Raw genomic sequence first — 23,072 nt, forward strand, 5'->3', positions numbered from 1 at the left:
TGTGAACGATTTATTGAATTGATAAGTACAGATTTTACGATCATCGGGGGCGACCACCACCCGCGGGAGCCGCCTGTGGCTGGCCTCCGCCATCGCCTTCGCCCTTCACATCATCATTGCTGACAGAACGACCCTTGCGACGGGGCTCTTCAAAGGTCATTTTACCGATACGGTAGGTGAAGGTCACTTTAACGTTTGAGTTGTAGAGGTGGGTGAAACTTGACTGCGACAGCGTGGGCGTTTTCAGCGTTGTCGTCATCATGACGCCACCGCCAAAATTCTCGGCAGCCAGCCCAATGCTTCCCCGTTTGTTGGCAATCTCTTTTCTGAAGCCAATCGAGTACATGTAAAAACTACCCATTGTGCCCTGAAGCTGCGGCATTGGGCCCCGGAAGAAGCTGAACACCTGAGCACTCCAGCCTTTATCGAGCTGCAGCTGGCTCATTAGGCGACCTCCAATATTTGTGCCAGTATTCGTGATCGTCACCGACTTACCGTCGGCTCCCGGCGTCAGGCCCTGCATGTATACATAATAGGCATCAATACCCCCGTTAAGCGTCCATCTGCCCGTAAGGCTGGTGTTGAAAAAGACGTTCGTCCCAACCGTGCGCTGAATACCAATGTTCTGGTAAGTGGTGATGATACTGCCCGCCAGGGTATCGGAGGGAATCCGAATCTGGGAGATAGCGTTGTTGGTCAGCCGCCCGTATACCGACGCGTTGAGATACGTTTTCTTGATCGATGTACTGAGACTCAGTTCGGCGTTATCCGTAAGTTCGGGGCTCAGGTTAGGATTACCCACCATGATCATCTGCGGGTTAGCGGCATTGACGTTCGGGTTCAGCTGCTGCAGGCCGGGCCGCTGAATACGGCGATTATAAGCGGCTTTGAGAGTGGTTCCGCCCTTCAGACTTTTCGATACATTTACACTGGGCACCAGGTTACTGTAGTCAGGAATGTTCAGTGCAGTTTTCTCGTTCGACGTTGCCGTAATGCCCGTATGTTCATAGCGCGTACCTACTTTAAACGTGTATTTGCTGGGTGTTACGTAGGTGTAGGAGATATAGCCCGCGCCGATGTTCTGATCATAAAGCAGTGAACCCGATGGGTTGTTGGGGTCGAAAACCAGATCGCCGGTGCTGCCACCAACCTGATACTGGAATCGACTGTCGACCTGCCGCATGATGGCCTTACCGCCAAACTCAAGCAATTGGTTTTTACGAATTGGCGTCTGGTAGTCGGTCTGTATCGTAAATTCCTTGTTCGTGTTGTTGTTCAGGTTGCGCTGGCGACCCGTTAACTCCCCCGTCTGACCGAGCAGATCGGCAAAGAAGTTATTGGTTAAACCGGTGCGGCTATACTGCGCCGAGATGGACCATTCCTGCTGTGGTTTGAAGGTGCGGATGTAGTCCAGATTCATGTCGACTGAATTTGACAGGTCCTTCCGGTTCACATTGCGGTTGGTCATGTTCAGCAACACCTCATTGGCGTAGGTATTCGTCAGCTGGGTTTGTTCCTGAATGAAATTGCGCGTGCCGAAGCGAACATTGCCCGACAGTGACTGATTTTTGGCGAGGTCATAATCCACGCCCAGCGTATACTGGCCGAAGATCGGGTTGTCGAAAGCGGTGCCCTGCTGGCTTGTCCGCAATAACTTTCCGCCCACGAGTGTCGTCTGGTCGAGTGTCGAAGACGCCCGGTTGTAGCCCGCCCGGCCAAAGCCGCCCAATGTGAGACCCAGTTTCCCCTGACGGTAGGAACCATTCAAACCGAGGTTAGAAGCCCGCAGACCGGCACCGGCATCAACGTTCAGGGTTAGCCCGTGCAAGGTATTCTTTTTGGTCACGATATTGATGATACCGGCGGCTCCTTCGGCGTCGTATTTAGCCGATGGACTCGTGATGACTTCTACCGATTTGATCATGTCGGCGGGAAGTTGTTTCAGGGCATCGGCCACGTTGGCGGCCACAATCGTCGAGGGCTTGTTATTGATCAGTACCCGGATGTTCTGGCTGCCGCGCAGGCTCACATTCCCGTCCAGATCGACCGAAAGCATGGGTACCTTTTTCAGCACATCGGAGGCATCGCCCCCTTTGGCCGTTAGGTCTTTGTCGGCGTTGAACACCAACCGGTCAACTTTTTCCTCAATCAGGGCTGCCTGGCCAGTCACGACCACTTCGCCCAGCGTCCGCACGTCGGCAGGGAGTTTAACCAGTCCCAGGTTCATATCCGTTCCCTTCACCACCGTAATGGGTTGTGAATCACGGGTCTTGTAGCCAATAAACGAGTACTGAAGCCGGTAATCGCCGGGAGCCAGTTTCGTCAGGGTAAACTGCCCTTTGGCATCCGACGTTGTCCCGTCGATGGGCTTGTTGGTTTTGACGTTGATGAGGGCGATGGTGGCAAACTCAACGGGCTTCCCCGATGTTGAGTCAATCAGGAGACCGGCTATTTTCCCATTTCCTTTCGGCAGATCTTCGGTAACGCCGGTAAATTCTTTTTTACGACGGGTATCCTGTCCGCCAAAACCACCGGGACCGCCAGGGCCGCCACCCGGAGGGCCAAACTGGGCTTGTGAAAAGGTGGGTTGAATCAGGATATTCCAGATTCCTAGGCAAAGGAGTACGAGAAGGAATCGTTTTTTCATAGGGGTTGTATTTCTAATTAACAACCCAAATCAACACCTAATCTATGTGTTCTAAAAACACAATAGACCGGATGGCTACAAACGTCGACAGAGAGCCGTTTTTAACCGACAGACGTATACGGGTGACCAAAACCCGACTGACTGAGCCATCTGTCGGCTGGATTGGCCTGACTATCGGTAAAATCACCGTAACCAGCGATTGCCGCATGGGGGGGATGGAATTTAATGTAAACTTGTAGCTTCTCGAACGCTTATGGCTGCTACCCCATTTTCACGCCGATACGTCCCGCTGCTGAGCCATGTGCTGGGCTGGGGGTTGCTGGGCTACCTTCTCTGCTTCTTTCCACCCTTCAATTCGGAGATTCGGATGCCTGATCTATTCTGGGTCAGGCAAACGATCTTCTTCTGTCTGTTAGTGGGCATCTTTTATTTGAATTCGCAGGTGCTGGTGCCCCGCTTTCTATTGCGGGATAAAACTAGTCGCTACCTCACCTCCCTGGTTGGCATTATCTGTTGCATTCTTCTCGTTTTATGGGGCGTCGAAACCTGGTTCAATTTGCCCGTGCTGGTTCACAAAGCGTTTCATCCGGATGGAAAGGGTACACCCCGGCTGTATGGGTGGATTCAGCCCAACGTCTTCACGATGGCGCTGGTTTTAGGCATCAGCACCAGTCTTACGCTCCTCCAAAAATGGCAGACTGACGCTAATTTGCGGCTGGCGCTGGAACAGGCAAAAACGACCTCCGAGCTGTCATTTCTGAAAGCGCAGATCAATCCACACTTCTTTTTCAACACCCTTAATAACATCTATGCGCTCACCCTGCTGGATGTGGAAACGGCCCGCGAGGCCCTACACCGGCTGTCCCGGATGATGCGGTATGTGCTCTATGATACCCAGTCCAGCACGACCCTCCTGAGCAAGGAGCTGGCGTTTGTCAATGATTATATTCAGCTCATGCAGCTCCGGCTTACCGATAAAGTGACGGTTACGCTGGTGCCCCCCAGCCCCCTCAACGACCGGCCGATCGCGCCCATGATTCTCCTGCCTTTCGTCGAGAATGCGTTCAAGCATGGCGTGAGCTCCCTGCATCCGAGTCAGATCCACATTGCCATTCAGCAGCAGCAGAACCAGCTTTTACTCGACGTCCGGAATACGCTCTTCCCGGATAAAACACCTTCACTGGAAGCGGGCAACGGCATCGGTTTGACCAATACCCGCCGACGACTCGATCTGCTGTATCCCGGCCAATATGACCTTCAGATCGAAGAGCGAAGTCCGGCTGGCGAATACCACGTACACCTAGCCCTCGACCTGCCATGACCCTTTCCTGCATAGCCGTTGACGACGAACCGCTGGCACTCGGACTGGTTTGCGCCTTCATTGATAAAACGCCCTTCCTCAAACTCGTTGGCCGTTATAGTAATGCCGTTGAAGCCCTGCAGGGGTTGCTGACCGGCCCGGCTGTGGATGTTATCTTTCTGGATATTCAGATGCCCGATCTGACCGGGCTGGAGCTGGCCCGCGTGCTGGAACGAAATAACCGGGGGGCACATACCACGCGTATTGTGTTCACCACTGCGTTCGACCAGTTTGCCCTCGACGGGTTTCGGGTCGATGCACTCGATTATTTACTCAAGCCCTTCAATTACGAAGAGTTTTTGCGAGCCGCCAGCAAAGCCCGTCACTATTTTGAACTGGTGCATCGGAGCGACACAACGCCCGTCCCTCCCCCCCTCACCCCAACAGCGGCTCCTGCCGAGGCCACCGACGATTACCTGTTCCTGAAAGTAGAATACCAGCTGGTTCGGGTGGCCTACAAGGATATCCTTTACATTGAAGGGCTCAAAGATTACGTAAAACTATACCGCCAGAGTGAACCCGATAAGCCGCTGCTATCGCTGACGAGCCTCAAGACCCTCGAAGAAAAACTACCTCCCAGTCAATTCATGCGGGTACACCGATCGTTTATTGTGGCCCTGAACAGCATCTACGCGTTCACCCGGAATTCCGTTCAGATTGGTTCGGCCATGATCCCCGTCAGCGATCAGTACAAAGATGTGTTCGGGCAGTTCATCAGCCGCTGGCTGTAAGTTGTCAAACTCAGCATAAACCCCGTTGCCTCATACGTGTTGCCAACCCGTTTCTGTCTTCTCGAAACGCGTTGGCAACACGTCTGAATTGGCAGTCCATTTATCAGTCGCAAAGACCTTTTATACAAATTCCCTGAACTGTTCATAACCTGACCGTCTTTGGACAAACCGGTTGATTCAGTCAATTTTTATAAACTTTTCCTCTCTACGACTATGAATACGATTATTTTCTCCCTGTTTCTCTCGTTTACGGCCAACGTTACCGAATTCGCACCACCCATTATCCAGTCAAGCCCAAAGCAGCGGGCCACTAAGTTGGCCCATTATCAGATGAGCGCCTACATAGCCGCAAAAGGGACAAAACTGCGCGTATACGTCGACAAGGAGCTCGGCGGTCAGGTATCTATCCAACTCATGGACATCAGCGGAAGGATTTACGTGACTCAGGTCATGAATCCAAAGGATACATCGGCACGTATCAGCATGGACATCAGCGAACTTACCGATGGCGACTACCTACTCAAAGTGTCCAACGGCCTTGAAATGGAAACCCGCTCCATTCAAATTTCGACACAACAGCCAACTACCCTAACCCGTGTCATTACAACCTTATAGAACTAAGCTGAACAGGGCGAAGCTGGATTCATTAGTTTTCGTACTTTCCGAAAATATTTGGAAAAACTATCGGATCTACCTAAGCTTGTATAACCTCCTAAGGCCGGTTTATTAACTAGCAAAAGCGTTGAAAATAAAATAGTACACTAAATGTTAAATTATTAATAATCAGGGTATTGACATTTAGTGTTGTTGCGTACAATGATGTGTTGGGTGACCCGGCCAAGATATGATTGTTTGCCAGCGTTTCGGCGACAGGTTGCACTGCTCGACAGGCAAGCTTTTTGGGCTTTCATTTTCAGCTTTCGGCTGACAGAGTAAACGCCCGATAGCCGGGCTTTAACAAGGTAGTCGGGTTGCGTTTGACACGAGAAACGTAATGATAAAGCAGGCTCAGTCGCAGCTTCAATGTAGATTCCGAAATATTTATTTAATCAGTAAGTTGTTTTCTAAAAAAACTGGTATCAGCAATGGCAGGAATGACCAAAGAAGAAGGCATTAATCAAGTTTATAGTGGGGGGGGACATGTAGTAATTTTGGGGGCAGGAGCCAGCATTGCTTCAACATATAGGAATGCGGAGCGAAATGGTAAACGCCTTCCTTCTATGGATAATTTTATTGACTTAGTTGGTCTTGACGATTTAGTCGAGGAAGTTCCTGCAAACTTACGTGCTAACAACTTTGAAAAACTATACGGTAATTTACATAGAGAAAGCCCAGATTCTGAAATTCTTGTAGAAATTGAAAACAGGATTAAAGAATATTTTGGTAATATGGAATTGCCAAATGAACCTACCATCTATGATTACATGGTATTGTCTCTAAGAAGTAAAGATTTGATTGCTACTTTTAATTGGGATCCTTTTCTTTTTCAGGCATGGTCAAGAAATAGAAGGTTCACAAAGGACATACCTCATCTTTCATTTTTACACGGGAACGTAGCAATTGGCTACAGTAAGGAGGATAAGCGTTGCGGCCCCGTTGGAATGCAAGTTAGAAGAGATGGCGGCTTGCTGGAACCCACAAAACTTCTCTACCCAGTTGAACAAAAGAACTATACGGACGATGAGTTCATAAATATCGAATGGGAAAGAGTAAAACACTGGCTCAGTAAAGATAGTGGAACTGTACGCGCAACAATTTTTGGCTATGGTGCGCCGGTTTCTGACGTTGAAGCTGTCAAACTTTTAAACTACGCATGGGGAACTCCAGATGATAGAGCTATGGAGCAGTTTGAAGTTATTGACATAACCCCAGAAGAATAACTCAGGCAGCGATGGAACGGGTTTATCCATTCACATCACTATGATATTACTGATAATTACTTTGGTTCTTCTTTAGCTTATAATCCAAGAAGAACAAGTGAAAGCTACTTCAGCCACTATCAACCGCTTTCACCGAAAGAAGCATTTAGAAAGAGTAACCCAATACCAAATAACTTTGAAACATTGGAAGAATTGTGGAAATGGCATGAACCGCTAATCGAAGCTGAAGAAAAAAAGAAAAATGACAATTGAGTTTTTCATAGAGAAACATAGCTTTATTACTGCCCAGATGGGTAGCAGTCCGGTGACAGGCAGCACGTCCCGAAGAAAATCTGGCAGCCCAACCAAACGGGTGTGTAAAGGTCAGGTACGTGTGTTCAGTCGAGTTTTGCACCCACCATCAGCCCTCGCGGTCGTTGGGTACGGGTCCACAATGGGGGTTAAAGGCGGGTTACGGGCGACATTGGAGCCACCCCGACAGGTAAACGATTGGGTTCATTGAGCAGGTTTCGTGTGATAAGCCAAGCGTCGTAGAAACGGTTTTATTTGAAGAATGATAAGATTTTTATTTGATTTTCAGACGACCGATATTATCATAATTACGGATAATTCAATTCAAAAATCGGATTTCTACTATGTTGCCGATTTTCTCGAAATTAAGAATAATGAGAATGGTGAATATGAATTATCAGTAAAGGATATTTTTAGGGATTTGCTGAATTATTGGAAGTCTCTTGTTGAAGAAGATACAAGTGAACTATTTTTAATCTATGATTTATCCGACCAATACATTTCAGCTTTCCACTTGGAAAGTTTCGAATTTAAAGGGCGGCAGTATATGAAAATCACCAAAGCACACACTCAAGACTTGTCTGGATGGACAGTGACAAAAAACACAAGTCTCTCCGAGTTAAAAAGTAAAAAATGGGAAGTTGCTTACAATTTTTCCAAGCCAATTAGTCGAGAGATTATTTTAAGGGGCATCAATTGGAGCTTAGAAAATTTACGAATTAATACTAACCTCATTAATCTGTAAAGTAAAAACGGGCAGTTTCCCGTCGACACGTAACGCGTCCCAGATAAGAATTTTCAGACCAACAAGCAAAGGGTGTTAAGGTTAACGTTACGTTTGTTGTCCAGCGTAATTTCCCACTACATCAGCCTTTGAAGCGTTGTGTAACGCGTTCAAGTCGATGGCTTGGGCGTGTTTCGGTCCACAGGGTAACGAATTTTTAATAAGCGTTCTTTGTCGATTTTCACGTACCTTTTGACAGTTTGATGCCCGGCTAACAGCGCGTTTTGTATGGCGTATCACGCCCGGCTGGACAGGTTGATCAATCGTGGACAGAACGAGAAAAGGGCCTGTTTTGATAAATCAAGGTTATTGATCACCTTAATCGCATTTTACAACTCAACTTCACATGAATATGCGGCTTCTATTAAATATTACGACAATAATAGCTTTGATCATCGGCTTTTGGTTAGCTATAAACACGGTGGTTCTCCTAATCAGCCACGTTAATATTTCCATTATTTCCAGGCTGTTCGTAGGTAGTATAGTCCTGTTAACGCTTTCCTACTTCTGCGCCAAAGGAGCGAAACGTGTTAGGTCGGCTTGACATCCTCGGCCGAATAAGCCAGAGCCTCTCACGGCTTGTTTGGTTGTATGCTTGTTTGATTAGCGCTGCGGGGTTCACTTACCTCTGACAGGAATCACTCGGCGCGTTCAATATGGCAGCCCAACGGAAAGGAGGTGCAAATGCTGTCACGTACCTGAGTTTGGCTTGTCTTGCGGTGCACCATCAGCACCCTGGGGCGTTGAGTGGCCCATGCAAGTAGTGCTTAGGTGACAGGTATTGGTCCATAGGTTGCAATCCCAAGTCGGGCGATTCTGAGACCGGGCAAGTACACCAAATAAACGAATGAACAGAACCAGTAAATTTGTAAGCAAATGAAAGAGTATAAAGTTGAAATCGTGCGTTACGTCCAATTAGGATTCGATTCAAATAAGGCTATCGAAGAAGCCAAAGCTGAAGCTCAAACAAAACTCGATGAATATGCATCAAAAGGGTTCAGGTTGGTCTCCACAGCGTCCTCGGATTCATCAACGATTTACCTGTTCTTTGAACGAGACATTTAGCAGGTCTTCGCTCCCCGTGGGCGGCTTTAGGAGCGACAAGTTGCCCGCCCCCGAAGGCCAGCATTTTATCCCATCACCCACAGGGGTATAAAGGATCATTCATATCCATAAACACCCGTAGTCGTTGGGTGCGGGTCCAAAGTGTGAGTACAAGGGCGGGTTGAGGGCGACGGCGACAGGCTGCACGCCTGGAAGTCAACCTCTCAGCCTAACGTAAACGGGTATGTTATGATCTTCAGCGACTAATTTACAGTAAGCTTTCGTCCCAACACCGTAATTGTGATCTAAAGCTGAAGCCCCTGACAAGATTGATAGTCAGAAATTCTTATTGGGCATTCGGGCAGGCTCCGACACCAACTCTGCGGCAACTATCTTTCTGAAATGTTGGTCGGGGTACACCAATACAAGCATGTAACTATAAACCGTGATGACTTAGGTTTCGTGTAGGTCTGGCTCTAAAATAAATAGCCCCACAGTCTTCGTTCAAGGGATAGGGTTTTCCTTCATTAAGACGTCATTACCATCAATCGTTGAATGAAGGCTGATAACCAGGCTGTTTTGCGCAGTTGATTGAAGAGTGTGATGCCGACCAGCGCCGACGTGATGCCGCCCAGCACATCCAGCGTATAATGATGACTGGTATAGATCGCCGAAAACCAGATGCCGACCATGACGACGAAAAAGAACAGGTTAACCAGCCCCAGGCGCTTCTTTATCCCGTAGTACAGCACAATTACCGGATAGGACGAGTGCAGCGACGGCATGGCGGCAAATACGTTTGAGCTTTTAGCGTAGATCGACTGGAACAGCCCAATCCCAAAATATCCGTCGAAGTTGGCTAATCCAGCGGTATGGCCCGGTGTAGCCGGGTGAAAGTCGAACCCATAGGCCTGCACGTACCAGGGTGGTGCGGCTGGATAAACGTAATAGACAACGAAGCCCAGCAGGTTGACCAGCACAAACGTCAGCGAGAAGGAAAAGAAAGAAGGCCGGTCTGTGAAGAAAAGATAAGTGGCAAACAGGAGCGGGATGGGCACCCAGGTCAAATAGAAAACTCCCGTCAGGATGTCAAGAAACGTTGACCGGTGCAGCAGCCAGAACTCGTTGGGCGTCAGAATGGAGGTTCCGGCAGAAATACCGAACAGTTTTTTTTCCAGCAAGTACAGCGATTCGATGTGAACGGTGTTGTAGCGGTAGTTCGGAAACGCTTTCATGTAATCGAAAACGATCCAGTACACGATAAAAATAGAGAAGCCGATCACGAACCGACGACTTTGGTGCGAGGCAAAATAGAGCCCGTTGACCAATGCGATCAGAAAGAGTTGATCCGACTTAAACCCTACCAGTAAAAAAGAGACGAATAAATAACCCAGCGAGATAAGGCTGAGGGTTACGATCTGCCTGAACAAGGATGGACTGGCAAAGGACGAATTGGGAGTCATGTTGTTTAGGCTCAGAAAACGGCTCCCGTTTTAGACCAGGATGCGTTCGATGGTATTTGCTCCGGTCGACACACTTATGCCTTCTACCTGAATGTATTTCACGTTGGGTGCCCAAAGGGTACCTCCTTCTTCTATGTGCACGTACAGCCGTTTCAGAATCAGCTTTTTCTGATTGACATTGGCATAGACATAATACCCCTGATCGCGGTCGGATTTGGCCAGGTAGAGGGGCAGTTTTTTGTATGACACAAAGTTTAATTCGTATTCGTTATTCTTGAGCGGCCGCGCCTTGATGCCATAGGCAAACGTGCGCTGGATGTACGAAAGCTCTTTTGCCTGGCTCTGTTCTGTATACCGAATCCAGAAAACGCGAACAGGGTCCTCTCTGTCTAACTGGCCATTTTTCAGGTTCAGGGTACAAATGATTGTATTGGCGTTAGGGTCTCGTTGCAGGTAAAATAACTGGTTGGGAATGTTTGACGGTACGGGAAAAATCAGTTTCGGCTTCTCCTGCCGGTGCGTGTCTGTCAACCCCTTAGCTTCCACCGAACTTCCCAGCGAAGCGCCTGCCAAGATTAATGCTACCAACAGCGTAGTTGGCCGCGTGGTAGCCGACTTCTCCTTTTGATCCAGTGCTTTTTTAGCGTCCATCAGCCGGTTGTATGCCGTTATATTGGTCATAAAGGCCATGATCGTTAGCGGCAGGGTAAAAATGGACATGGGTTCAAAAATGTGTACCGGAATACCGGGCAGATAAATATTGAAGTCCGTACCCAGCAAAGGCGCCAGGCATCCACACGCCAGTGCCGATACGCCAATGGTAATAACCCGCTCGGGCCGCTGCATGAGTCCTCCTTTGCATTCGATACCCAGTCCTTCGGCGCGGGCGCGGGTGTAGCTAACCATCATGGAGCCGATCAGCGCCATAAAGGCAAACAGTGACCCCAGAAAATAATGGTGGGAAACCAGGTAATAACAAATTCCCAGAAACATGATCAGTTCACTGTATCGGTCCAGGACGGAATCGAACAGTGCGCCGGAAAGCGAACTCATCTTGCCTAAACGGGCCACCTGTCCGTCGAGCATGTCGAACAGGCCGGCAAACAACACCAGCGCTCCGGCCCAGCCGATGTAGCTAAAATCGCCCCGGTTGCCCCGTTGAGCGCCCAAAATGAAAATAACGGCGACCCCGATGTTTAAAAACAAGCCAATGGTCGTGACCATGTTCGGCGTGAGCCCCAGCCGAATCAACAGCTTGACGAAGGGATTGATAACCGTATAGATCCCTAACTGAACTCTGGTACGAAATGAAATTGCCGGTTGCATGGTAGATAGGCGTAATGAGTTAAAAATCAAATGTGGCACGGGCCCGAATCCCCCATTGCGATACATTTGGATGATCTAAATAATTGAATCGTTTGACCAGATCGATCCGGAAAAACTTGAATACGTTGGCAACACCCGCACTGGCTTCGATGTAGGGCGTTTTGGTTAATGTATAGGTGGTTGGCATACCCAAAGCATTGACCGGAAACTGATACAACGATGGATTCTCTCGTGGGTTGTTCTGATCGCGTAGCCCACCGTAGAGCGCTTTGAACGAAACCGCTTCCCGCCATTTGAGCTTTTTCAATAACGGTACTTTGTTAAAGAAAAATCCATTGAACGAGTGATCGACACTCAGGCTGGCGTAATGGTCGCTGACAAATTCCAAAAAATTCATTAGGTTGTACGAATTCAGCTGATAGGCATACGTTTGGTTGGCCCGGTGGATGGTCAGCAAGGGAAACGGCACTTGCCCAAAGGTATAGCCCCCCTGAACCGTTACATTTGAATACCCCAACTGCGACAACATAAAGCGTTTGCTGATGCTGCCCGTTAAATTCTGATAGTTGTACTCCCCGTTGAGCAGTCCTTTCACCCCGGCCGTGAACCGCAGTGTATAGACCGGATAGCGCCCAACGATGGGAACCCGGTAAATTTTCCCCTGGAAGAACTGCTCGTTGGGTGCCCAGCGCGTTTCTACCGAGAATTCGGACGTTATGACCGAATGGGACGGTGTATTTTCGTTGTCATCAACCAGCTTAAACTGAAGCGCCCCGGCGGGTGCCTGCTGCCAGTTTTTAAAGCCTATACTGTAGGAAAAGTGGTTCTCGAACTCATGAACATAGTCGATCCGGTACGTATCATTGTACAGCCATTTGTCGTTGACACCCCGTTTGAAGGAAAGCAGAAAATTGTCTTCCTGAACAAACTGAAGCTCCTGCCCCGGAATTTTCGTGTCGCGCTGAAAACTTGCCCGAACGTAATTCTGCGGAAACTGATAGATAGACTTGTTGTTGATGGAATACGTACCGCTCAAAAAATACTTCCAGCGCTGGTCTCTAAAGCCATAAGCCGCGTAGGTCTCCGCATAGTATCGTTTGCTAAGTTCCGGGGTGGTACGTCCGCCCAGCCGTAACCGGAACCCCTCCACCGGGTTGAAACTATAGAACGTGTTGGCCGGACCGACTTCAAAAGCACCAAATGATTTATACCCGGCCAGCAGAAAGGTCAACGTTTCCATCGTTCGGCGGAACGAAGGCATCCGCTTCAGGCTGTCGATGTTCGTGTAGACCTTCGATTCGGCCGATGACAGCGAATCGTGGCGGCTGGTCTGCCAGAACTGGTCAGACTTGGTGGCGGCATCGGCCTGTACTACCTGCGGCTGCCCGCTGTAGAACTCATCCGGGTGCACCTCATCGGTTTTATAGTTTCGGTAGGATAACGTTCGCTGGCCAAAAATGCCTCCCCCCTTCCCTTTACTTATGCCAAAGTCGGCCAGCAGATCGCTTTTGCTGAGATAATACCGGCCATCACTGTTCTGTTCAAATTGCTGGCGAATCTGTAACTCCCGTACCCAGTTGAGGTTAATTTTTGGATTCACCGTCAAATTGATCCGCTGCACCGCAAAGTTACTGTCCAGCGTTACATACATTTTGCCCTGGAAAAGCATATCGGTGGCGTTGCGCGGTACAAAGGTCAGCCCTACCAGTCGGGTATTTCCCACCGTAACGGTATCACCCAGAAAATACTGGTAGAACGTAGGGGCACTGTTGGCAATGGGGCTAAGAAACTGGTTGGTCATCAGGAAGATCGAATTCGAATAGATATCGACTTTCGAATACATCCGGTTTAGGTACAAACTGAGGCCATTGTTATCAAAATACTGTCCAAAGTCGACGCGTTTCTTCGCCTTTACGATAACCTTTTCCTTTTCCGGGTTTCGGCGATAATAGTTGTCGGCTACTTTTTCCTCTAGGTAAACAGGCAGCAATGATTTTCCGGGCAGGGTCGTCGTATCCCGGTTATTCAACAGGAAACGATACTTCTGAAAGATTTTCCGCTCGGTTACTTTGCTGGATAGACTGCTGAGTGAGAATTGTAATTTGTCGTATTCTTCAAAAGAAGCATAGGCATAGTGCCCGATCTGGTTTTGCTCTTTATGGCTAATGACATTTCGGATCAGCTCCACGGCCGGATTGTTCTTGTTCCGGTAACGCTCCCGTTTGCCGCTTCGAATAACGACTTCATTTAATTGCTGGGAATCCGACTCCAGCCGAACATTCAACTGCTGCGAGGAGCCGGGTGTAATGTTTTTGGTGATGGTTCTGTACCCTATAAACGAGATGGCCACTTTCGAGTAATTCCCGCTGGCCGAAAGCGTGTAAGCGCCTTTATCGTTCGTGGTTGTACCGATGGTAGTACCAACGAAAACGATGTTGGCATACGGTAAAGGCTGATTGTTGGCCCCATCTATAATAATCCCGGAAACGGTAGTCATCTGCGCACGGGTTAAACCTGTACTTAAAAACAGTAACCCACAGAATAAGAGGACTGTTTGAAAAGTCGTGCAACGAAATTTATGATTCATGACATAGTGAAGACGAAGTCTTTCTGCAAAAAATAATTGTAACTCACACCGACCAGTATGCCTACGGCGGTTTTGGCAACCAGATACTGGATGCCCAGAAAATGCGTGGCAATGAACAGTCCGGAGGCATTAGCCCCGGCATTTCCCAGCCAGACAAGGACGAATCGCGAGAACTGTGAGCCAACGGGCTGATCACTGCTGGCAAACGTCCACTTTTTTGAAATCAGAAAACTGGCCACTCCTCCCCCAACGGCGCCACTGACACTGGCCGACATGTACCAGAAATGGAATAGCCTGACGCACATGATTGTGGTCAGGAAATCGACTCCGGTAGCCATGAGCGAGGTAGCCTGTACTTTAAGGAATGTCTGCATAGGTTTATAAAAAGCCAGCCAAAACAGCCAGCTGCAACAGTATGTTTGTGTAAAGACCCGCCAGGAGATCATCCAGCATCACGCCCCATCCCCCCCTGATTTTTTCAAGCTTTCGGATACCCAATGGCTTGAAAATATCGAACAGGCGAAACAGAATAAGACCCGCCAGCAGGCTTTTTTCGTTCACCGGAATAAAGAGCAGACTTAAGCACATCCCCGCTACTTCGTCAATCACCACCCGATAACTGTCTTTACCCCACTCCCCTTCAACCACGTTGGCCGACCAGATACCGACACCAGTAAGAATGAGGGTGAGCACGGCAGGCAAAAAGAAGGCGAAGCTATCGGGGCGGATGGCCGTTGGCTGAGCGAGGTACCAGATTCCACAACAGACCAGCGAAGCCACTGTACCCCCTCCTTTTCGGATGTAGCCAATCCCTAAGCCGGTAGCAATGAGTTTGTGCATAGAATCTGTCCCTTTTTACCAATCAGATATACGGATTGATTTACGTAATGGACTCTTTCGGTTGGTGAACTGTAACTGGAATACGAATCAGGGGAACGGTCGGGGAAATGTACTTAACACTCTTCTACACTTGTGAAGTGAATGTTACTTTACTAACCCAATGACCACCAATTAGTTTAACAACTTGTTTAAAGGCCTAAGGCCCCGGATCAGCCACAAATAAAAAGCTGATAATCATTTGGGTAATGAGCTTTTTATGTTCCTCCGCAAAGGTGTTAAAGGCGTCATCATCCATTTTCCAGTTATTCATCGTGATGCCTCTGCTCAAAAAAATGAACTGGGTATTTGACAACAAAAGACCCATGATATGCTCGGTTTTCACAGGCCGAACGCTGCCCTGTTGGATAGCCTCTTTAAGCTGCCGGTCAAACAGGGTTACCGATTGGTTTTTGGCGGCCAGCAGCACATTCATCAAATGATCCGGGTCACGGTGAAACTCATTCAAAACAAAGATGCATAAGCTGGGGTTACGCTTAAACATCTGAAAATCATGTTCAATCAACTCAATAATTTTCTCTTTCAGGCTAATGGGCTTATTGAGCACGGTGCTCATACCCTGAAAGAAAAGCTGAAGCATTTCTTCAAAAACTGTTGTGAACAACTTTTCCTTGGATCGGAAGTAGTAATTCATCAAGGCACAGTTCAGACCAGCTTCCCTGGAGATGTCGCGGGTTGTGGCACCACTAAAGCCTTTTTCCATAAAAACTTTACGGGCCGCTTCCTTTATTTTCTCTTCGGTTGAACTAACAGATTTCATCTTTACCGCACTAGTATGCTGCAAAGATACAAGGACTTAATTACATTTGTCAAATGTTTTAATCAATTGTTTAAATGACATGATTAAAACAACTCATTATATAATATTATTATGAACATGACCGGACCGAACACGTTACTCTAAACCAATATGCGCTAAACTAACGTTAGCCAATACATTTTTTCCACAAGAGGCCTTAACCACCATTCAACGGAATTTAAACTTCCTCGGAACACACTTTTCATCGTTTAAACGCAGTCTGTTTATAAGGCTAGACACCAATATGATCGACATTTGCACAATTGGCCATATCTCCCTGGACAAGGTTGTCACCCCCCAATCAGTCACCTACATGCCCGGTGGTACCTCTTTCTATTTTTCCAAAACGCTTTTACACGCTGACATTGAGTATAAACTTATTACCGCGCTGGCGCAGCAGGATCACCAGATCGTAGATGATCTGCGGGCTGAGGGCGTTGACATTTATACGCTGCCCAGTGAGCATACGGTTTACTTTCAAAATAGTTACAGCGCCGACCAGAACCACCGGGAGCAACAGGTTCTCCGGAAGGCCTCTCCATTCAGCTCCTCGCTTATGCCCCAGATAACCGCCAAGGTATTTCATCTGGGACCTCTCCTTTCTGATGACATCCCAGTCGGTTTAATCATTGAATTGTCTAAAAGAGGATTAATCTCGTTGGATATTCAGGGTTATTTACGGCGTGTATGGCATAAAAAAGTTGTTTATGAAGACTGGGCTGCCAAGAAGCGTGTACTCCCCTATGTAAGCATTTTGAAGGCCAATGAATCGGAGATGGAAGTCGTAACCGGTCGCACAAAACCCAGAGATGGGGCCATGTACCTGGCGGATCTGGGCGTTCGGGAAGTAATTATTACGCTGGGCAGTGAGGGGTCACTGGTTTACAGCGATGGTACTTTTTACGAAATACCCGCCTTCAAACCAACTGCTGTGGTTGATGCCACCGGGTGTGGCGATACGTACATGGCGGGTTATCTATGGAAACGGGTACAGGGCAGCCAGATTCAGGAAGCCGGAGAGTTTGGTGCCGCGCTGGCTACTTTAAAAGTGGGTTCTTCCGGTCCATATGCAGGCTCACCCGCCTTAGTAAACGCCCTGCTGGGACAGCCAGTATACAGTTAGATTTTTCATCGCTTGCCGCGTTTCCGGTTTTACGTTGAGAAAAGGAGGGACAAGCTAATCCCTGCAGGCCGTACCCTGGACATACGCTTATTGTACATACTTACTGACTGACCGGAATCTTAGTCAGCCTAAAAAGATAATGCGGAATTCCATGGATAAGCAAATGAGCTTTGGAACGATGTTTGCCCGTACCGAGTGTATGGAAACCACACCTGGCAGGCTGTATACTGCGAAGCACAACCCGTTTACAGCCTGCCAGGGAACATAAACTTTCTGTCCGAAACTCATGACGTTCCTCCGCATTACGCTTCTGCTTTTTTTATTGGGATCTGTACAGACATTCGCCCAATCCATCTATCAGGGACCACAACCTGAAGCGTTATTTACGGCGGAGGCCGACAGAGCGTTCCTAACCGAATTCAACGCAAAGTTCAAAGCCAACTTTGACCCAACCAGTCAGTACGCCAAATTGAGCACATCCGGCCTCGATGCCTGGGAAATGAATCTTTTTGATGCCCGGAAAGCTCAGATGACCTTCTACAAAGCTTACCCTAAGGCCGACCAGTTTTCAGCGGGTTTCAAACAATACGTTGAAGCCTGCATTCGCTGGAATTACTGGCATCTGCTACTGGCCTATCCGGTCATACGGGGTAATGCTCAAACTACTCAGGCCAGTCTCATGTCGCTCCCGTCCGTTATGACTGACGAGCTGACGACCATGAAGGTCAATGATGAATCGGCACTTCCTGCCGAACCGTACCAGAACTTTCTGTTCTTCTACGTCACTTATTTCAACTCTAAGGCCCGAAATTTCGCCAAGTACACAACTGCTGATATTCAGAATAGCCTGACCGACAAAGCGGCATTTGCCCGTCAGCAACTCAGCGGCAACACCTATCAATATGCGCTCGCCAGGGTATTGGTCGAAAACTGCGACAAAGCCACTCCTTCCTCCGTCCGGACGGTTTTTGACCTGTTGGGTAAAACACCTAACCCAACGGGCTATGCAAACGTGGTGAAAGCCCGGTGTGGTGACGTAATGGCTCGCCAAGATGAACCCGTTGTGGCAGCCGCGAAAAAACGGGATATAGACCCTAAAACATTTTCCTTTGCCAACCTGAACGGTGACCCCGTCACGCTCGATGACTTCAAGGGGAAAGTCGTGTATCTGGATGTATGGGCAAGTTGGTGCGGCCCATGCCGGGCTGAGTTTCCCTATTCAAAACAACTTCAGGAAAGGCTGACAAAGAAACAGAAAGAGCAGGTCGTTTTTCTGTATCTATCCATTGATGACACGGAAACCGTCTGGAAACGAGCGCTGAATTCGCTTCAGTTATCCGGAGAACAGGGTTTCTCAAAAGGAGGCTGGAATTCGCGAACTGTCCAGTATTTCGGCATTCAGAGCATTCCCCGCTATATTTTAATTAATAAGAAAGGGCAGGTTGCCGATGCCAACGCCAAGCGGCCAAGCATGACCGATGCCATTCTGGAAGACATTTTGAAATTAGTAGCAGAATAAAACAACCCACTGCTTTTTAAAAATTATACGAACAGATACTATTATTTAGAGCCATCCTTGAATCATACAACGATCAAAAAAATCATAATAATCAGCGTTCCGTTGTTTGGATATACAATTCTTCAACCTGCTTCCGGGCCCATTCGGTCTTCCGCAGAAACGTCAGACTTGACTTAATGCTTGGGTTACTCACAAAGCAGTTAATTCTAATTTTCTGTCCTAATCGCTCCCAGCCATAATGCGCGACTAATTCAGTCAGTATAGATTCAAGCGTTTTTCCGTGAAGCGGGTTATTGGGCTGTGCGTTCATGGTACAAAAAACGCAAATATATCGACGAACTTTATCAGAAATAATGCAATAATCCATGCCTGTTTGTAAACATACAGCAGGGCCAACCGTTAAGAAAGAGGATAATTAATTGATATACAGAATCAAACTAAGGCCTACAATCAATTTAATGTGGCTTGCTAAAAATATGGAGTCTAATGCATAACAGGGGGTATTCTTTTCATTTAACTGATATTATTAGAAACTACCATCTATGCGACCACAGCTATTGCTTGTTCATCAATTAATTGACCTGAAAATTTAGCTGCCTGATTCATGTAAATACACTATATTTTCCCTGTAAAACAGGGTGTTCACCTTATATTTGATGCTCGAATGAATCAACTATTATTCCTGCTCACCGTACAAGTTTACAATTACTGACTACCATATGCCTACTGCTGAACGCGAACGTATCTACGAACGAGCCGACAATAAAGGTTGGAAAAAATGGGGGCCCTATCTTTCTGAGCGTGCCTGGGGCACTGTTCGGGAGGATTACAGCCCCTATGGGGACGCCTGGAATTTCGTTAGCCACGACATGGCCCGCTCCCGTGCTTACCGGTGGGGAGAAGAAGGCATCGGCGGTATTTCTGATAACAAAGGCCATATCTGTTTTGCATTGGTCTTTTGGAACCATAAAGATAATATCCTCAAAGAAAGGCTGTTTGGGCTGAATGGCCCTGAAGGTAATCATGGTGAGGACGTGAAGGAACTGTACTATTATCTGGATAGTACGCCCACGCACTCCTACATGAAAATGCTGTATAAATACCCTCAGCAGGAGTTTCCTTACAACCGTCTGGTCATTGAATCGACCCGGCGTAGTCGGCAGGAGCCCGAGTTTGAGCTGACAGATACCGGCATCTTTGATCAGGATGAGTATTTCGACATTTTTATCGAGTACGCCAAAGATGCGCAGAACGGCTGGCTGGTGAAGATTACAGCGCACAACCGTTCTGCCAAAGAGGCTCCCCTGACCCTGCTGCCCACCATCTGGTTTCGGAATACCTGGTCGTGGGGTTACGAACAGTACAACGCCCGGCCAATGCTGAATGGGATTGCCAACAACCAGATTGAGGTCAACCATAAGCAACTCGGTAAATACAAGTTATACTGCGAAGAGGCTGACGCCTTACTTTTCTGCGATAACGATACCAATTCGGAACGGCTTTATGGGCGACCCAACGTGGCGAAATACCCAAAAGACGGCATTAACAATTACATTGTTTCGGGTGGCAAAAAGTCATTCATCAATCCAAACCAGATCGGAACAAAAGCCTCCGCCCAATATACCCGGAAAGTACCGGCGGGCGAGAGCGTAAGCATCCGGCTGCGTTTCAGTGACCAGACGACGCTGATTAGTCCCTTTGCTGATTTCGACGAAATCTGGGATAATCGCGTGGACGAAGCCAATGCCTTCTACGGCGAATTGCAAAAAAATGTGGCCGATGCCGAACTGCGGGCAATTCAGCGTCAGGCCTACGCAGGCATGTTGTGGAGCAAGCAGTTTTATTATTACAACGTCAACGAATGGCTCAAAGGCGATCCTAAAATGCCGGTCCCCTTCCAGGGGCGGGTATACGCCCGGAATGAAAACTGGCGGCATATGTACACTGCCAACATTCTGTCGATGCCCGATAAATGGGAATATCCCTGGTTTGCCGCTTGGGATCTGGCCTTCCACACGCTTACATTGGCCCGGCTCGACCCCCACTTTGCCAAGCGGCAGCTGGCGGTTATTCTGCGCGAATACTACATGCACCCCAACGGCCAGATTCCGGCTTACGAATGGAATTTTGGCGATGTGAACCCTCCCGTTCACGCCTGGGCGACCTGGAAAGTGTACGAGATTGATAAGGAGCAGAATGGCGTGGGCGATGTGAACTTTTTGGAGCGGGTTTTCCATAAGCTGCTGCTGAACTTTACCTGGTGGGTTAACCGCAAAGACGTATCGGGCAATAACATCTTTGGTGGGGGCTTCCTCGGGCTGGATAACATTGGTGTGTTTGACCGCAGCCAGCCCCTGCCCATGGGCGGGCGTATCGAACAGGCCGATGGCACCGGCTGGATGGCCATGTACACGCTGAATATGTTGCGGATTGCCTGCGAGATTTCACTGACGCGGCCCTCCTATCAGGACATGGCCAGTAAGTTCTTCGAGCACTTCCTGCACATTGCCTCCGCCATGAACAACCTCGGTCGGCAGAATATCAGCCTATGGGACGAAGTTGATCAGTTCTACTACGATGTGCTGCACATGCCCGACCATAATGCGCGTTTGCTGAAAATCCGCTCAATGGTAGGGCTGATACCCCTGTTTGCCGTAGAGATTCTGGATGAATCGCTCCTCTCGCAACTCCCCGACTTCAAACGCCGGGTGGAGTGGGTGCTCACAAACCGACCCGACCTGGCCTCGCTGGTATCGCGCTGGCATGAACCGGGAAAGGGCGAAACTCACTTGCTAAGTCTGCTGCGTGGCCACCGGATGAAGATGATCCTGAAACGAATGTTCGATGAGACGGAGTTCCTGTCTGATTATGGCATCCGGGCACTGTCGAAATACCACGAAAAGATGCCGTATCAGTTCGAGCTGAACAGCGAGATTTTCCAGGTTCGTTACGTAGCGGCCGAATCAGAAATGAGCATGTTCGGTGGTAATTCCAACTGGCGTGGCCCGATCTGGTTCCCGGTAAACTTCCTGCTTATCGACTCGCTTTTGAAGTTTTACCAATATTACGGCGATGATTTCGAGATCGAGTACCCAACCAACTCAGGCCACGTGATGAGCGTGAAAGATGCGACCTTACTCGTTATTGAGCGGTTGCTGAACATCTTCCGTCGCGACGAATCGGGGCGCATTGCCGCTTTCGGCGCTGATAAGAAGATGCAGAACGACCCGCACTTCCAGGGACTGTATCTCTTTTACGAATATTTTAATGGAGATAATGGGATGGGTCTTGGGGCCAACCACCAAACCGGGTGGACGGGGCTCGTTGCCGACCTGATCGAGTATTTATATAAATATCAGTCACAACCGCATGAACTGGCGGTGGGAACGGAAAAGTAAACGGAAAGCCGGGCTGAGAAGTCCGGCTTTTTTAAGTTATGCGCAGGATTGAAGAGCTTTCAGGATGCCCAATTCCGGCTACAACAATCCGAAGTTTGGCTACAGATTGACGTTCACCGTACCTGACCTTTGTCTCAGAAATTTTTGAACAATAGAGACAGGTTATGAAACGTAGTCAAACAATGAATTTAGGAAGTCAGGGTCTCATAGTGCCCACCGTCGGATTAGGCTGCATGGGTATGACCCCGATTGCCGGGTCCGATATTTACGGGAAAGCTGATGAAGCAGAATCCATCGCGACCATTCACCGGTCGCTGGAGTTAGGCGGCAATTTTCTGGATACGGCCGATTTGTACGGTCCAATGCTGAACGAACGGCTCATTGCCAAAGCCATCAAAGGCAAACGGGAACAGTACATCATTGCCACCAAGTTCGGCTTCGAGATCGACGATCAGGAGCAGCTGACGTGGCAATTTAACGGGAGACCGGACTATGTCAGAAAAGCCCTTGAACGGTCACTGAAAAACCTCGGTACCGATTACATCGACTTGTATTATCTGCACCGGCTCGACCCCAATACTCCCATTGAAGAAACCGTAGGGGCTATGTCCGACATGGTAAAAGAAGGCAAAGTTGGCTACATCGGCCTGTCCGAAGTGTCATCTGCCACCATCCGAAAGGCGCACCAGATTCATCCGTTGTCGGCCGTGCAAACGGAGTATTCGCTCTTTGAACGAGGTGTCGAAAATGCGGGCATACTGGATACGCTACAGGAACTAGGCATCGGGTTTGTGGCTTATTCACCTTTGGGCCGGGGGTTTATTTCGGGAGATATCAAAACCCCCGACGATTTTGCCGCCGATGATTTCCGACGAAGTATACCCCGTTTTCAGGGAGAGGCCTTTTATAAAAACATTGAACTCGTCAATGAATTAAAAAATCTGGCCGACGAAAAAGGAATCACTCCCTCCCAGCTAGCGATTGCCTGGGTTACGTCAAAAGGTTTTTTAGCCATTCCGGGTACCAAGCGTGTTCGTTATGTAGAGCAGAACATGGAGGCTGCCGGTATTATCCTGACAGCAGAAGAATTGGCTCGAATTGAGGCTATCGTCCCGCTGGGAACGGAAACCGGTGATCGCTATGATTCGGTAGGCATGACATGGATCGATCAATAGAATACTGAACGCGGGTGATCCGTTCACAGCTAAAGTGGCCCGTTCACC

At 48.5% G+C, this 23,072-nt stretch carries 19 protein-coding genes; 11 read left to right on the plus strand and 8 right to left on the minus strand.

Going from position 1 to position 23,072, the window contains the following annotated elements; all coding sequences use genetic code 11:
- Positions 1-40 precede the first annotated feature (40 nt).
- Positions 41-2,647 (minus strand): TonB-dependent receptor, encoded by a 2,607-nt coding sequence (locus ACYVK4_RS16375; protein ID WP_461128595.1) that lies wholly within the window; start codon positions 2,645-2,647, stop codon positions 41-43.
- A 44-nt stretch (positions 2,648-2,691) separates the two neighbouring features.
- Here ACYVK4_RS16375 and ACYVK4_RS16380 point away from each other — a divergent pair, with 44 nt between their 5' ends.
- From ACYVK4_RS16380 to ACYVK4_RS16410, 7 genes are all read left to right on the plus strand, one after another.
- Positions 2,692-2,886, plus strand: a complete 195-nt coding sequence (locus tag ACYVK4_RS16380; RefSeq protein ID WP_461128596.1) for a hypothetical protein — start codon at positions 2,692-2,694, stop codon at positions 2,884-2,886.
- A 14-nt stretch (positions 2,887-2,900) separates the two neighbouring features.
- Positions 2,901-3,968: a sensor histidine kinase gene (locus ACYVK4_RS16385; protein WP_461128597.1), complete on the plus strand. Its 1,068-nt coding sequence runs from the start codon at positions 2,901-2,903 to the stop codon at positions 3,966-3,968.
- On the plus strand, positions 3,965-4,738 hold the full coding sequence (locus ACYVK4_RS16390; protein WP_461128598.1) for a LytR/AlgR family response regulator transcription factor: 774 nt from the start codon (positions 3,965-3,967) through the stop codon (positions 4,736-4,738). The genes ACYVK4_RS16385 and ACYVK4_RS16390 overlap by 4 nt, the downstream gene beginning before the upstream one ends.
- A 213-nt stretch (positions 4,739-4,951) precedes the next feature.
- Positions 4,952-5,353, plus strand: a complete 402-nt coding sequence (locus ACYVK4_RS16395; protein WP_461128599.1) for a T9SS type A sorting domain-containing protein — start codon at positions 4,952-4,954, stop codon at positions 5,351-5,353.
- 470 nt (positions 5,354-5,823) lie between these two features.
- On the plus strand, positions 5,824-6,618 hold the full coding sequence (locus tag ACYVK4_RS16400) for a hypothetical protein (protein WP_461128600.1): 795 nt from the start codon (positions 5,824-5,826) through the stop codon (positions 6,616-6,618).
- Positions 6,619-7,171: 553 nt separating this feature from the next.
- Positions 7,172-7,654 (plus strand): hypothetical protein, encoded by a 483-nt coding sequence (locus ACYVK4_RS16405; protein ID WP_461128601.1) that lies wholly within the window; start codon positions 7,172-7,174, stop codon positions 7,652-7,654.
- 915 nt (positions 7,655-8,569) lie between these two features.
- A complete protein-coding gene (locus ACYVK4_RS16410; RefSeq protein WP_461128602.1) occupies positions 8,570-8,758 on the plus strand; it encodes a DUF4177 domain-containing protein in 189 nt (62 codons plus the stop codon).
- Positions 8,759-9,264: 506 nt separating this feature from the next.
- Here ACYVK4_RS16410 and ACYVK4_RS16415 read toward each other — a convergent pair.
- From ACYVK4_RS16415 to ACYVK4_RS16440, 6 genes are all read right to left on the minus strand, one after another.
- The gene (locus ACYVK4_RS16415; RefSeq protein ID WP_461128603.1) at positions 9,265-10,200 is read right to left on the minus strand and encodes a phosphatase PAP2 family protein; all 936 of its coding nucleotides are present in this window, start codon (positions 10,198-10,200) and stop codon (positions 9,265-9,267) included.
- Between the two features lie 30 nt (positions 10,201-10,230).
- Positions 10,231-11,526, minus strand: coding sequence for a DUF4833 domain-containing protein (locus tag ACYVK4_RS16420; protein ID WP_461128604.1), 1,296 nt, complete (start codon positions 11,524-11,526; stop codon positions 10,231-10,233).
- Positions 11,527-11,545: 19 nt separating this feature from the next.
- Complete coding sequence (locus ACYVK4_RS16425) at positions 11,546-14,023, minus strand: DUF5686 and carboxypeptidase-like regulatory domain-containing protein (protein ID WP_461128605.1); 2,478 nt, start codon at positions 14,021-14,023, stop codon at positions 11,546-11,548.
- 86 nt (positions 14,024-14,109) lie between these two features.
- Positions 14,110-14,487, minus strand: coding sequence for a GtrA family protein (locus tag ACYVK4_RS16430; protein ID WP_461128606.1), 378 nt, complete (start codon positions 14,485-14,487; stop codon positions 14,110-14,112).
- Positions 14,488-14,491: 4 nt separating this feature from the next.
- Positions 14,492-14,953, minus strand: coding sequence for a phosphatidylglycerophosphatase A family protein (locus tag ACYVK4_RS16435; RefSeq protein ID WP_461128607.1), 462 nt, complete (start codon positions 14,951-14,953; stop codon positions 14,492-14,494).
- Between the two features lie 196 nt (positions 14,954-15,149).
- Positions 15,150-15,770: a TetR/AcrR family transcriptional regulator gene (locus ACYVK4_RS16440; protein WP_461128608.1), complete on the minus strand. Its 621-nt coding sequence runs from the start codon at positions 15,768-15,770 to the stop codon at positions 15,150-15,152.
- Between the two features lie 283 nt (positions 15,771-16,053).
- Here ACYVK4_RS16440 and ACYVK4_RS16445 point away from each other — a divergent pair, with 283 nt between their 5' ends.
- On the plus strand, positions 16,054-16,932 hold the full coding sequence (locus ACYVK4_RS16445) for a PfkB family carbohydrate kinase (protein WP_461128609.1): 879 nt from the start codon (positions 16,054-16,056) through the stop codon (positions 16,930-16,932).
- Between the two features lie 286 nt (positions 16,933-17,218).
- Positions 17,219-18,451 (plus strand): TlpA family protein disulfide reductase, encoded by a 1,233-nt coding sequence (locus ACYVK4_RS16450; RefSeq protein WP_461128610.1) that lies wholly within the window; start codon positions 17,219-17,221, stop codon positions 18,449-18,451.
- A gap of 91 nt (positions 18,452-18,542) precedes the next feature.
- Here ACYVK4_RS16450 and ACYVK4_RS16455 read toward each other — a convergent pair whose 3' ends face one another.
- Positions 18,543-18,761 (minus strand): VF530 family protein, encoded by a 219-nt coding sequence (locus ACYVK4_RS16455; RefSeq protein WP_461128611.1) that lies wholly within the window; start codon positions 18,759-18,761, stop codon positions 18,543-18,545.
- A 409-nt stretch (positions 18,762-19,170) separates the two neighbouring features.
- On the opposite strand from ACYVK4_RS16455, the gene ACYVK4_RS16460 reads away from it, so the two are divergent.
- Positions 19,171-21,849 (plus strand): MGH1-like glycoside hydrolase domain-containing protein, encoded by a 2,679-nt coding sequence (locus ACYVK4_RS16460; protein ID WP_461128612.1) that lies wholly within the window; start codon positions 19,171-19,173, stop codon positions 21,847-21,849.
- Positions 21,850-22,031: 182 nt separating this feature from the next.
- On the plus strand, positions 22,032-23,024 hold the full coding sequence (locus tag ACYVK4_RS16465; RefSeq protein ID WP_461128613.1) for an aldo/keto reductase: 993 nt from the start codon (positions 22,032-22,034) through the stop codon (positions 23,022-23,024).
- Positions 23,025-23,072 lie beyond the last annotated feature (48 nt).

Source organism: Spirosoma aerophilum, assembly GCF_054782495.1.